This is a genomic window from Sphingomonas sp. BL-S-29, assembly GCF_055521495.1.
Window position 1 is genome coordinate 109850 of sequence record NZ_CM145482.1, and the last position, 12217, is coordinate 122066.

General features: G+C 67.3%; 14 protein-coding genes. 6 read left to right on the forward strand and 8 right to left on the reverse strand.

From position 1 onward, the window contains the following. Positions 1 to 210: 210 nt before the first annotated feature. From ACZ1I2_RS00500 to xseA, 3 genes are read right to left on the reverse strand one after another with little or no spacing between them, the layout of a single operon-like run. On the reverse strand, positions 211 to 1131 hold the full coding sequence (locus tag ACZ1I2_RS00500) for a M23 family metallopeptidase (protein ID WP_465181549.1): 921 nt from the start codon (positions 1129 to 1131) through the stop codon (positions 211 to 213). Continuing rightward, entirely contained in the window at positions 1128 to 1328 is a 201-nt protein-coding gene (locus ACZ1I2_RS00505) for a DUF2093 domain-containing protein (protein ID WP_465171535.1), read from the reverse strand. Before ACZ1I2_RS00505 ends, ACZ1I2_RS00500 begins: the two co-directional genes overlap by 4 nt. An 11-nt stretch (positions 1329 to 1339) precedes the next feature. Continuing rightward, complete coding sequence (gene xseA, locus ACZ1I2_RS00510; RefSeq protein ID WP_465175480.1) at positions 1340 to 2728, reverse strand: exodeoxyribonuclease VII large subunit; 1389 nt, start codon at positions 2726 to 2728, stop codon at positions 1340 to 1342. Here xseA and purD point away from each other — a divergent pair. Next, entirely contained in the window at positions 2727 to 3989 is a 1263-nt protein-coding gene (gene purD, locus ACZ1I2_RS00515) for a phosphoribosylamine--glycine ligase (protein ID WP_465175479.1), read from the forward strand. The genes xseA and purD overlap by 2 nt on opposite strands. 356 nt (positions 3990 to 4345) lie before the next feature. Here purD and ACZ1I2_RS00520 read toward each other — a convergent pair whose 3' ends face one another. Continuing rightward, positions 4346 to 4585, reverse strand: a complete 240-nt coding sequence (locus ACZ1I2_RS00520; RefSeq protein ID WP_465175478.1) for a hypothetical protein — start codon at positions 4583 to 4585, stop codon at positions 4346 to 4348. Here ACZ1I2_RS00520 and ACZ1I2_RS00525 point away from each other — a divergent pair. Together ACZ1I2_RS00525 and ACZ1I2_RS00530 are read left to right on the forward strand one after the other, a co-directional pair. Beyond that, a complete protein-coding gene (locus ACZ1I2_RS00525; RefSeq protein ID WP_465175477.1) occupies positions 4584 to 6032 on the forward strand; it encodes a vWA domain-containing protein in 1449 nt (482 codons plus the stop codon). The two genes, ACZ1I2_RS00520 and ACZ1I2_RS00525, sit on opposite strands and share 2 nt — an antisense overlap. Before the next feature lie 64 nt (positions 6033 to 6096). After that, entirely contained in the window at positions 6097 to 6645 is a 549-nt protein-coding gene (locus ACZ1I2_RS00530; protein WP_465175476.1) for a helix-hairpin-helix domain-containing protein, read from the forward strand. A 179-nt stretch (positions 6646 to 6824) separates the two neighbouring features. On the opposite strand, the gene ACZ1I2_RS00535 is transcribed toward ACZ1I2_RS00530, so the two are convergent. Beyond that, positions 6825 to 8138 carry a hemolysin family protein gene (locus ACZ1I2_RS00535; RefSeq protein ID WP_465171530.1) on the reverse strand — a complete coding sequence of 438 codons (1314 nt, stop codon included), beginning with the start codon at positions 8136 to 8138 and terminating at the stop codon, positions 6825 to 6827. A 148-nt stretch (positions 8139 to 8286) separates the two neighbouring features. On the opposite strand from ACZ1I2_RS00535, the gene ACZ1I2_RS00540 reads away from it, so the two are divergent. Next, complete coding sequence (locus ACZ1I2_RS00540; RefSeq protein ID WP_465171529.1) at positions 8287 to 8964, forward strand: YiaD family glycine zipper/OmpA-like lipoprotein; 678 nt, start codon at positions 8287 to 8289, stop codon at positions 8962 to 8964. Positions 8965 to 9123: 159 nt separating this feature from the next. Here ACZ1I2_RS00540 and ACZ1I2_RS00545 read toward each other — a convergent pair whose 3' ends face one another. Together ACZ1I2_RS00545 and ACZ1I2_RS00550 are read right to left on the reverse strand one after the other, a co-directional pair. Continuing rightward, positions 9124 to 9552 carry a nucleoside deaminase gene (locus tag ACZ1I2_RS00545; protein WP_465174031.1) on the reverse strand — a complete coding sequence of 143 codons (429 nt, stop codon included), beginning with the start codon at positions 9550 to 9552 and terminating at the stop codon, positions 9124 to 9126. Between the two features lie 88 nt (positions 9553 to 9640). Further along, positions 9641 to 9922 (reverse strand): hypothetical protein, encoded by a 282-nt coding sequence (locus ACZ1I2_RS00550; RefSeq protein ID WP_465171528.1) that lies wholly within the window; start codon positions 9920 to 9922, stop codon positions 9641 to 9643. A 190-nt stretch (positions 9923 to 10112) separates the two neighbouring features. Here ACZ1I2_RS00550 and rpmB point away from each other — a divergent pair, with 190 nt between their 5' ends. Next, complete coding sequence (rpmB, locus tag ACZ1I2_RS00555; RefSeq protein WP_272624386.1) at positions 10113 to 10412, forward strand: 50S ribosomal protein L28; 300 nt, start codon at positions 10113 to 10115, stop codon at positions 10410 to 10412. 62 nt (positions 10413 to 10474) lie between these two features. Here rpmB and ACZ1I2_RS00560 read toward each other — a convergent pair whose 3' ends face one another. Beyond that, the gene (locus tag ACZ1I2_RS00560) at positions 10475 to 11497 is read right to left on the reverse strand and encodes an esterase-like activity of phytase family protein (RefSeq protein WP_465175475.1); all 1023 of its coding nucleotides are present in this window, start codon (positions 11495 to 11497) and stop codon (positions 10475 to 10477) included. A 140-nt stretch (positions 11498 to 11637) separates the two neighbouring features. Between ACZ1I2_RS00560 and ACZ1I2_RS00565 the strand changes: the two genes are divergently transcribed. Next, on the forward strand, positions 11638 to 12036 hold the full coding sequence (locus tag ACZ1I2_RS00565; protein ID WP_465171526.1) for a glycine zipper 2TM domain-containing protein: 399 nt from the start codon (positions 11638 to 11640) through the stop codon (positions 12034 to 12036). Positions 12037 to 12217: the final 181 nt, after the last annotated feature.

A 12217-nucleotide genomic window follows, 5' to 3' on the forward strand; every position in this document is an offset into this window, starting at 1 on the left:
TTGCCAAGCCCCCATCGGCCGCACGCAATACGGCCCCAAGAGACATGGCGGTGTGATGGGCCAAGCGCTCAGTTTCTGTAAAGGTAGCATTCATCTTCGCTGCGCTGCTTTCGCCCTAGCTGTATCCAAAAAGACACAGAAACGACGCGTTTCGGCAGCAATCGGCCGGTATCGCAGGATACCGTGCTGCGCCTGCGAAGGCCTGACTTGCTATGGAGTAACCGGCATCGGACCCGCCACGAGCAGCGGATCGATGCGGGAATCGCGCCACTTCATCCCCCAGTGGAGATGGGGTCCGGAGGCCCGGCCGGTCATGCCGATCAGGCCGACGGGCTGGCCGCGCCGCACCTTGTCGCCGACCCGGACGGTGATCTTCGACAAGTGCAGGAACGCGGTGTTCAGGCCCATGCCGTGATCGATCATCAGCAGATTGCCCTCCAGCGTGAAGGGATGGTCCGCGGCGAGAATCACCACCCCGTCAGCGGGCGCGACCACGATGGTGCCGGTCGGACGGGCGATGTCGAGCCCGGAATGATAGCTGCCCGCTTCGCCATTCTTGTAGATGCGCTGCGACCCGAACAAGGTGGAGATGCGCCCCGTCACCGGCCAGATGAACGGCCCGCGCCAGCCGTCCGCATCCGTCCCGATCCCGCGCGCGGCGGTGATCTGGGCAAGCTCGGCCGGGCGCAGTTTCTCGAACTCGGGCTGCGGCACCGGATATTTGGGCACGGTGTCGAGCTTCGAAATGTCCCAGGCGCGCGGCGCGACCGTCAGTGTGTCGCGCACATCGCCGCCGCGGGCCAGAGTCACCACCAGGCTGGCGGTCGGTTTCGCGTCGCGGTCGAACGCGATCAGGAACCGGCCGTCGGGCGCGACCGGGATGGCGGTGCCGTCGAAGGTGAGCTGGCTGGTGCCGACGGGCGCGATGCCGATCACCAGGCCGCCCTGGATCATGCTGCCCGAATAGCTGAAGCGCGCCGGAACCGGGGTCGGCCGGGGCGGGACGGTCGGCGCGGCTTGCGGGCTTGCCACGGGCTGCCCGACCCCGGGCGCCGCCGGCGACGCCCTCACACAGCCTCCGGCGACGATCAGCGCGGCGATTCCAACCACCCCGCGCCAGCCTGGCGTCATTGCGGCGCCATCGCCTGCATCGCCAGTTCCGGGGTCGCATAGGGCTCCTGCCGCGCGACGCTCCAGTAGCGCAGATCTTCGAGCGCGATCCGCTGGCCGGAGACCGCGCAGACGACATGGTCGCCGGTCGCGAGCACGCGGAAGCCATTGGCCATGTAATGAAGCCGCGCCGGGCGATCGCTGTTCGACATCAACATCGTATTTCCGCTCACAAAAGGCTCGGCTGTTCCGGGCTTGCCTTGTCATATGCCTTGCCGCACGCCCGCTCAACCCGCGCATCGACGGGCCCGTCGCGGAAGTGGAGCGTGATGGCGCCCGCCGTGCGCGCCGCCGCGCTGGTGGTGACGACGGCGCCCGAGGGCCGCGCCGAGACGCGGACATAGCCGCGCTCCAGCAATTTGTCGGGATTGAGCGATTCGGCCAGTCGCCAGGTCCGGTCGAGCCGGGTCCGCGCATCCTCCAGCCGGCGCTCCAGCACCGACAGCCGCAGCGCCCCGGCCGAACGATCGAGCACGCCGCGCGCCAGCGTCACGCGCCGTTCCAGCCCGCGATCGAGCCGCGCGCCGAGATCGTCGGCGCGCTGGCGCTGCGGACCGAGCAGCGCGTCGCGCTTCGGAATCACCCGCACCAGCGCGTCGAGCCGTTCGCGCCCGCGTTCGTGATAGCGCCGCGCGCAGCGTTCGGTCCGCTGGCCCATCGCGGCGAGCGTCAGCCGCAGATCGGCGAGCACCGGCACCGCCATCTCGGCGGCGGCGGTCGGCGTCGGGGCGCGCAGGTCGGCGGCGAAATCGGCCAGCGTCGTATCGGTCTCGTGCCCGACCGCCGAGATGATCGGGATCGAGCAGGCAGCGATGGCGCGCACCACCACTTCCTCGTTGAACGCCCAGAGGTCCTCGATCGAGCCGCCGCCGCGCGCGACGATGACGAGGTCGGGGCGCGGCACCGGCCCGCCCGGCTGGATCGCGTCGAACCCGCGCAGCGCCGCCGCGACCTCGGCCGCGGCGGCGTCGCCCTGTACCTTGACCGGCCAGACCAGCACATGAGTCGGGCAGCGATCCTCGAGCCGGTGCAGGATGTCGCGGATCACGGCACCGGTTGGCGAGGTGATGACCCCGATCACCCGGGGCAGATAGGGCAGCACCTTCTTGCGCGCATTGTCGAACAGCCCCTCGGCGGCGAGCCCGGCCTTGAGCTTCTCCAGCAGCGCCATCAGCGCGCCCTCGCCCGCCAGCTCCATGCGCTCGATCACGATCTGGTATTTGGAGCGGCCGGGATAGGTGGTGACCTTGCCGGTCGCGATCACTTCGATCCCGTCCTGCGGCTGGAACGGGATCAGCGCGATCTGGCCCTTCCAGATCACGCCGTCGATCACCGCGCTGTCATCCTTCAGGCTGAGATAGGCATGGCCCGAGGCGACGCGCTTGTAGCCTGAAATCTCGCCGCGCAGCCGGACATGGCCAAACTCGCCCTCGACGACGCGCTTGAGCTTCAGCGCCAGTTCGCCCACGCCGAGCGGCGCGGCGTTGTCGCCCGGCATCTGCTCGGCTACGAGCCGCCCGGTCTTGTCGTCGAGATCGTCGTAAAAGGGGTCGGTCATGAATGTCCTGCTGATCGGCTCCGGTGGCCGTGAACATGCGCTCGCGTGGCGCCTCGCGCAATCGCCGCGCCTCGGCAAGCTGTTTGCGGCGCCCGGCAATCCGGGCATCTCCGAGCATGCCGACCTGGCCGATCTCGACCCGGCGGATCACCGTGCGGTGATCGATTTCTGCCACCGCCAATCGATCGGCCTGGTCGTGATCGGGCCCGAAGCGCCACTGGTCGACGGGCTTGGCGACAATATCCGGATGATGGGCATTCCAGTGTTCGGCCCGACCAAGGCGGCGGCCCAGCTCGAAGGATCGAAGGGCTTCACCAAGGATCTGTGCAAGCGGGCGAAGATCCCGACCGCCGGCTATGTCCGCGTCACCTCGCGCGACGGAGCGCAGGCGGCACTCGGCGAGTTCGGCCTGCCCGTGGTGGTGAAGGCAGACGGCCTCGCCGCCGGCAAGGGCGTGACGGTCGCGACCACCCGCGCCGAGGCCGAGGCAGCACTCGACGAGCTGTTCGCGGTGCGCGGCGCCGAAGCCGTCATCGAGGAATTCCTCGACGGCGAGGAAGCCAGCCTGTTCGTGCTCGCCGACGGCGAGGCTATCCTGGTGTTCGGATCGGCCCAGGACCACAAGCGTGTCGGCGACGGCGATACCGGCCCCAATACCGGCGGGATGGGCGCGTACAGCCCGGCGCGCGTGCTGACGCCCGAGCTGGAGCAGCAGGCGATCGACGCAATCATCCTGCCCACCGTGGCGGCGATGAAGGCGGCCGGCATGCCCTTTTCGGGCGTGCTGTTCGCAGGGCTGATGCTCACCGCCGACGGGCCCAAGCTGATCGAATATAATGCCCGCTTCGGCGACCCCGAATGCCAGGTGCTGATGACCCGGCTCGAGGACGACCTGCTTGAGCTGATGCTCGACACCGCCGAAGGGCGGCTGGCCGGTCGCGCGCCGTTGCGCTTCTCGCCCGATACCGCGCTGACCGTGGTGATGGCGGCCAGGGGCTATCCCGGCACGCCCGAGACCGGCGGCGCCATTGCCGGGATCGATGCCGCCGAGGCGCTCGGCGCGCGGGTGTTCCAGGCGGGCACGCGTCTCGACCGCGGGAAGCTGGTCGCCTCAGGTGGGCGTGTTCTGGCGGTCACTGCGACCGGCCCCGATATCGCGACCGCCCAGACGGACGCCTATCGCGCCGTCGATGCGATCGATTTCCCGACCGGTTTCTGCCGCCGCGACATCGGCTGGCGCGAGATCGCCCGAACCCGCTGATTCCGGGTCGCATCGCCCCAGGCCTCGGCGAGGAGAATGCGTCACCTGTTCCACCTGTTATTTCGACGAAATTTTTTTCTCACCTGTTATGTTGGATTCCGATCCTTCTTTTGTGGTGATGTTTCAGACTGTTACTGCCCAAGCACCTGTTACTGAATAACAGGTCGGAAACAGGTCGATAACAGGTGGCACGGCCGGTAATTGGTTCGAGCGGATCTCCTGCAATCTTCAACTGAGAAAGAGCGGGACGTACCTGACAAGGGCGTCGTCCAAATTCACGCTGCCATGATTCGCTGCGATGTTGAATCGACGCGCCACACCATTCTCTCGGCTGGCTTGGCAACAGTTATATTATGTTATACCATTACATCATTGGAGAGAAGATAAGGGAGAGAGTCGATGAGGTTTCGTCCCGCTATCGCTTCCGGATCGATCAGCCTGTTGCTCACGGCAGGATTGATCAGTCTGTTGATCACATCGTCGTCGCAACCGCCGGTGCGGAAGCTTACCGAAGCGCTTCGATCGATGGATGTCATGGAGCCCATGCCGCCGCCGGTCGAGCCGACATCCTCATTCAACAGGGCGCCGCCCGCCATGATGCTGGCGCTGCCGTCCTCCCCCACCGCGCCTTATGGTGCGCCCGGCAACACCGAACGCTATGACGGCCGGCCCGTCGCCCCGATCCAGCGCGTCTCGACCAACCCCGTCTCCACCTTCTCGGTCGATGTCGACACCGGCTCCTATGCCAATGTCCGACGCTTTCTGAACCATGGCGAAGCCCCGCCGCCCGAGGCCGTGCGCACCGAGGAGATGATCAATTATTTCCGCTATGACTATCCGCGCCCGACCGATCGCGCCCAGCCGTTCAGCGTGACGACCAATGTCTCGACCACGCCGTGGAACCGGGAATCGCGGCTGCTCCGCATCGGGCTGCGTGCCTGGGACGTGACCACCGCCGCGCGGCCCCGCGCCAACCTGGCCTTCCTCGTCGATGTCTCGGGGTCGATGGAGGACGCCGACAAGCTGCCCCTGGTCAAGGCGGCGCTGACCGGGCTCGCCGACCGGCTCCGCCCCGACGATCGGGTTTCGATCATCGTCTATGCGGGCAATGCGGGCATGGTGCTGAAGCCCACGGCCAACAAGAATGCGGTGAAGGCAGCGCTCACGCGCCTGGAGGCCGGCGGATCCACAGCGGGCGCCGCAGGCATCCAGCTCGCCTATGACACCGCCCGGTCCAGCTTCATGAAGGACGGCGTCAACCGTATCTTCCTGGCGACCGACGGCGATTTCAACGTCGGGATCAGCGACACGAGGGCGCTCGAGGCCCTGGTCAAGTCCAACCGCGACGACGGCATCACCCTCACCACGCTCGGCTTCGGCGAAGGCAATTACAACGAGGCGATGATGGAGCACATCGCCGATCTCGGAAATGGCAATTACGCCTATATCGACAGTGCGACGGAAGCGGGGAAAGTGCTCGACGAGCAATTGTCCGCGACGCTCGTCACCGTCGCCAAGGACGTGAAGGTGCAGGTCGAGTTCAACCCGGCCGAGGTGAAGCAATATCGCCTGATCGGTTATGAGAACCGCGCTTTGGCCGAAGAGGATTTCAACAACGATTCGGTCGACGCGGGCGATATCGGCGCCGGGCACCAGGTGACCGCGCTGTACGAAGTGATGCCGGCCAGCGCGAAGGGCTGGGCCGACGAGCGGCGCTATGCCCAAAAGCGCACCGCTGCCGCAGGAAGCGGCACCGAGCTGGGCTTCGTCAAGCTGCGCTACAAGCTGCCGGACGGGAAGCAATCGCGGCTGGTCACCCGCGCGGTCCCCGCCAGCCTGATGCGGAACGCCGCCGCACCGGCCGGCGACATGGCGTTCGTCGCGGCGGTCGCCGCCTATGGTCAGAGACTGCGCGGCGACAATTTTCTCGGCAGCTTCAGCCTGGCCGATGCACGCGCGCTGGCGGGCATCCAGCAGGACATCTGGCGGCAGGAATTCGTCAGGCTGACCCGCCTTGCCGACAGGAAGCGCGCGGGCGAGTGACGATCCGGTGGCGTTGCCCGGCCATCCTGCGATAGGGATGGGCGGCAACCCACGGAGCCGAAGCATGGAAACGACCGCCCCCCTGATCCTGATCGCGCTGCTCGCGATCGTCGTGATCGCCGGCATCATCTGGGGTATCAAGCTCCGGCGCGAGCGCCGCGCCGCCGACGATATCGTCACCGAGAACCGCGCCGCGGCCGAGCAAGGTTCGCCCGGATCGACCGTGCCGCCTGCTGTCGCGCCCAGCCCGCCGCCGCTCGCCAACGAGCCGATCGTGGCGGCCGCCGCGTTCGATGCGACGCCCGCCTCGATCGCGGTGGAGATGGCCGAACCGGTAGCCGAACCTGCCCCCGCTCCCGCACCGGCACCTGCCTCCGCCAACTTGACTCAGCTCAAGGGGCTCGGCCCCAAGCTGGTCACCACCCTGGCGGAGCTCGGCATCACCCGGATCGACCAGATCGCCGCGCTGACCCCCGAGGAGGCGCAGGATCTCGACGCGCGGCTGGGCAATTTCCGCGGCCGGCTGGCGCGCGACCGCTGGATCGAGCAGGCCCGCCTGCTCGCCGCGGGCGACCGCGCGGCCTATGAGGCCGAGTTCGGCAAGCTGGGTTAGAACAAGATAAATTCAGGTCGACCCGTTCATCCACTCGTCCGTTCGTCTTGAGAGACAGGTGGTGCCGCCCGGAACGGTGCCTCGATACGAGCCCTCGATACGCGCCTGCGGCGCTACTCGGTCTCTACTCGGCACGAACGGACGAGGAGACGGGCAGCCCAGCTGAAAGCCTTCCCGGCCTAGCGCTTCTTCTTCGCCTCGCTGACCAGCAGCTTGTCGATGCGCCGGCCATCGAGATCGACCACTTCGAATTTCCAGCCCTGCTCGATGAAGCTTTCGCCCTCGCCCGGCAGGTGGCGGAACACCGCGAGCGCGAGGCCGGCGACCGTCGCATAGTCGCGATCCTCGGGTAGATCGATGCCGAGCCGTTCGGCCAGCGCATCGACCGCCATCTGGCCCGCGACGAGCAGCGACCCGTCGTCGCGCTCGACCACCGACGGCGCTTCGTCCGGATCGGTGTCCGACGCGAACTCGCCGGCGATTGCCGCGAGCAGATCGGCGGGCGTCACGATGCCTTCGAAATGACCGTACTCGTCATGGATCAGCGCCATCGGGACTTCGGCCTGGCGCAGGGCATCGAGCGCGTCCATCGCGTCGATCTGGTCGATCACTACCGGCGCCTGGCGCATCAGCACGCGCAGATCGAGCGGCTCGCCCTTGAACAGCGCCACCGCGATGTCGCGCGCCTGGACCACGCCGATCACCGCATCGACCGATCCGTCGGCGACCGGCATGCGACTGTGCGACGCCGCCATCAGCGCGGCGCGGATGCCGGCATCGTCGAGCGTCGCGTCGATCCATTCGACATCGGTGCGCGGCGTCATCACTTCGCGTACCGGCCGGTCGGCCAGGCGGACGACGCCCGAGATGATCGAGCGCTCATGTTCCTCGATCACGCCCGACTTGCTGGCCTCGGCGACGATCAGATGAAGCTCCTCGGCCGTCACATGATCCTCGGTCTCGCGCTTCAGCCCCATCAGGCGGAACAGCGCGCCGCTCGACGAATCGAGCAGCCAGACCACCGGGGCGGTGCACCACGCGAGAGTCAGGAGCGGACCCGCCATGAGCGCGGCGATCGGTTCGGGGGCCCGCAGCGCGATCTGCTTCGGTACCAGTTCCCCGACGACGAGCGAGGCATAGGTCGTGATGGCGATGACGATGCCGAAACCGACCGTCTGCGCGATCTCGTCCGACAGGCCGAGAAAGCCGAGGCGCGCCGCCACCGGCCCACCCAGGCTTGCGCCCGAATAGGCACCGGCGAGGATGCCGATCAGCGTGATGCCGATCTGCGTGGTGGAGAGGAACTTGCCGGGATCGGCCGCCAGGGCCAGCGCCGTACGCGCGCCGCGCTTCTTCGCGCGTGCCATCGCCTCGAGCCGCGCCTTGCGCGACGAGACGATCGCCAGCTCCGACATCGCGAAAACGCCGTTCAACACGATCAGCGCGAAGATGATCGCGACGTCGATCCAGGGGAAGGGGGGAAGCGGTGCCATGGCGCGCTCCAAGTCTTTGGCGGGTTTCTCGCGCCTGCACAACCGCCTGTGACACGGAAGTTCGAATCGGAGGCGGAACAAGCGGGCGGCCAGGCGTGTTGAAACGGGGCAAAGCGGCGCCTCAGCGCGCCGCGACAGGGAGAGAATCATGACGCTGTCACATCGGGCGCTCGCCGCCACCGCCCTTGCCGCCCTGATGGCGACGAGCGCCTGCACCACTGACCCGGTCACGGGCGAACGCCGCATCTCCAAGGCGGCGATTGGCGGAATCGGAGGGGCGCTCGGCGGTTATCTGCTCGGCGATATCGTCGGCGGCCGGCACGACCGGACCGAGAAGATCGTCGGCGCCGGCATCGGCGGCATCGCGGGTGCCGGGATCGGCGCCTATATGGACAAGCAGGAACGCGATCTGCGCGCGCGCACCGCGGGCACCGATGTGCAGGTGATCCGGCAGGGCGACGACCTGATCCTCAACATCCCGTCGGGCATCAATTTCGCCTATAACAGCGCGGCGGTCGCGCCGCAGTTCCAGCGCACGCTCGATCAGGTCGGGCAGGTGCTCGGCCAATATGACCGCACCTATGTCGATATCTACGGCCATACCGATTCGACCGGCAGCGAAGCCTATAACCAGGACCTGTCGGAACGGCGCGCCGGATCGGTCGCCGACTATCTCGAGACGCGCGGCGTGAAGTCGGCGCGAATCGGCATCCGCGGTTTCGGCGAGCTGCAGCCGATCGCCTCGAACGATACCGAGGCAGGTCGCGCGGCGAATCGGCGCGTGGAGATCAAGATCGTGCCGATCTCCGAGAGCGATGTGCGGTAAAAGACTGCCTCTCCCGCCCGGTAGAGGCCGAGAACCGTCTTTCGAGAAGGGAGAGGGCTCGGTCGGAACCGGTCGTGAGGCTCGAACTGGCCGTTCCGACCGAGCCCTCTCCCTCGCTGCTGCGCAGCTTGCCCTCTCCCGAAAGGGAGAGGGCGATGATCAGCGACGTGCCGCGAAGAAATCCCTGAGCAGCGTGGCCGCCTCGCCTTCGCCGATCCCGGGATAGATTTCGGGCCGGTGGTGCACGGTCGGCTGGGCGAACAGCCGCGGGCCATGTTCGACCGCCCCGCCCTTGGGGTCGCCGGCGCCGTAATAGAGGCGCGCGATGCGGGCATGGGCGATGGCGCCCGCGCACATCGCGCAGGGCTCGAGCGTCACCCACAGATCGCAATCGGACAGGCGATCGCCGCCGATCGCCTCGGCCGCCGCGCGAATCGCCAGCATCTCGGCATGGGCGGTGGGATCGTGAAGCGCGCGCGGCGCGTTGGCCGCGACCGCCAGGATCTTTCCATCACAGACGATCGCTGCGCCGACGGGCACTTCCCCGGCGGCAGCAGCCTGGGCGGCGGCGTCGAGCGCGGCGCGCATCGGGGCAGGAATCGGGAACATGCCGCCCCTTTGCCTCAGCATCGCCGCCCGGGCCAGCCCGGCGGCGATGCTCAAGGGGCGCCGACGCTTACCGCGCGGTGTTGGTCGACGCGTCGACGGGCTTGTTCACATTCACCGTCGGCACGCTGATCGTCTTCTCCACGGTGGTGACCTTCGGCACCTCGATCGTCTTGTTCGCGGTGCCGACGCTCACGGTCGCGACATTGGCATCGACCGTTGGCGCGGCGCCCCCATTGACGCTGACCTGGGGCAGCGAGCCCGGCGTGGTCTTGAGCGTCAACAGGCCGAGCGACAACATCACGACGACGACGACGGCGGCGATTCCAACCAGAGCTAACAAGGCGCGCATTGGCATTCTCCAAAAACGAGGCAATCGAATCGTTACCGTAATCAACTGACGGGGGCGCACTAGGTTGCATCGGCGCATCAGGATGCACGGGAATGCCTGAATCGGTTGACGCATCGTCCCGTTGCGGCTATCCGCGCCGCCTTTACGGGACCAGCCAGCACGGTCTGGCCGAAACTCAGGAATACGACTCATGTCGCGCATTTGCGAACTGACCGGCAAGGGCCGGCTGGTGGGAAACAACGTCTCCCACGCCAACAACAAGACCAAGCGTACCTTTCTGCCGAATCTGCAGAACGTCACGCTGATGTCCGAAGCGCTGGGCACCAGCGTCAAGCTGCGCGTCTCCACGCACGGCCTGCGCTCGGTCGAGCATGTCGGCGGCCTCGACAACTGGCTGGTCAAGACCTCGGACGACAAGCTGTCGCTTCGTGCCCGTCGCCTGAAGCGCGACGTCCGCAAGAAGCTCGGCACCGTCGCGGTGGCCGCTTAACCTTTTCGATCGAATCGAAAAACGCCGGCCTGCTTCCCCTCGGGGAGCGGGCCCGTTGCGTTTCAGCCCAGCCCCCCGTCGAATCGGGGCGGCCGACTCGGGGTCGGCGAATCGGGCTCGAGCCTGAACTTGAGCAACAGGCTGCGCTGCAGGAACAGCTTATTGTCGTCGGACACGATCCAGACGATCGTCGCCTTGCCCTCCCGCGTCACCGCCATCCCTTCGAAATTATCGTGGACCATCGGGCTGGCCAACGTCGCGATCTCGCGTCCGCGCACGACAGCGCCCGGGCGAATCGCCCGTGAATCGATCAGGACCAGCTTGGTCGAAAAGGCGAACGGGACCGCGAATCGACGGTTGAGCACGAGCAGCCTGCCATCGGGCAGCACCGCCATGTCGCTCGGATCATAATGCGCCGGCGGGATATAGCTGAAACGAAAGCCGCGATCGGGCCGGTCGACCGGATCGCCCGAGAAGCGAATCGCCGCCCTGCCCCTGCGGCCGGGCCAGGGCTCCCGCTCCCCGATCACGATGAATCCGCCATCGGGCAGACGCGCCATGGCCTCGGCCCCCGAATTGACCGGCCAGTCGGCCATGGCGCGCGGAACGGCATGTGCCTCGCCGCGCGCCAGCCCCGGTGCAAAGCGCCAGATCGCGTTCGCCCGCTCGAACCCGACCCAGAACCGGCCGCTGATCGGGTCGGCCGTCATCGATTCGCTGTCGCGGTCTTCCTTCAGCCAACCAGTACCGGGCCCGGCAGCAAGATTGGCAAAGGATCGCTCGCTCAGGCGCCCATGCGAATCCAGGCGGAAGCGCACCACATTGCCGCCGTCGCTGAGCAGGGTGACGCGATCGCCCAGGACCGCCATCGCCGAGAACCCGCCAAAGGCCGGGTCAGGGCTCGTCAGTTCCACGCCGCCGAGCCAGGTCAACTGCCCCACGCGGTTCAGTGCGGGATATGCCGGGTCCAGGGAAACGCGCTTTGCTTCGAACGCCGGGTCGCCGCCGAGCAGGGCCAGCCTCTTTTCCCCCATCCATGGCGGCGTCAGGAACAGCAGCAGCAGGACGGAAGTGAGGATGCGCATCGCCGCCGCCCTGATCGACCCGGCGCACCGGCGCAACCGCGATCGGCACCTGAACGTCCGCTAACGACTCCATTCAGGACGAGCTCAAACCGACTCACCCATAAGGGCTCCAACGACACGGCATTCAGAGGAGACTCGCCATGTTCAAGAAACTTTCCCTGGCCGGTGCGGCCCTCGCGATGAGTGCCACCGCCCTGATCCCCGCGACGCCCGCCGCCGCGCAGAATTACGACCGCCATTATCGCGGCGACCGCTACGACAACCGTTACGACAATGGCTATCGCGATTACGATCGCGGCTATCGCGACGATCGCGGCTACGACAATCGCCGGAGCTATCGCGGCTATAACCGCAGCTACCGCGCGCGCTGCAACAACGACACCGGCACGGTGGTCGGCGCGATCGCCGGCGGCCTGCTCGGCAACACCGTCGCCGGCCGTGGCGACCGCCTGCTGGGCACGGTGCTCGGTGCCGGTGCCGGCGCGCTCGCCGGCCGCGCGATCGATCGCTCGGACGATCCGCGCTACTGCCGCCGCTAACGGAATCCCTCGCGTGGTGTAACGAGGGCGAGGGCCGGTGCCGGAAGGTGCCGGCCCTCAACTTTTGGGGGTGCCGGGTCCAGGCATCTGACCGGCACCTGATCGTAACTGCCCGCTGGAAGTCCCTTGTGTTCCCGCGAACAAGAAGCGCGCGCCGGCGGCAAAGCCGCCGTCGGTCGGG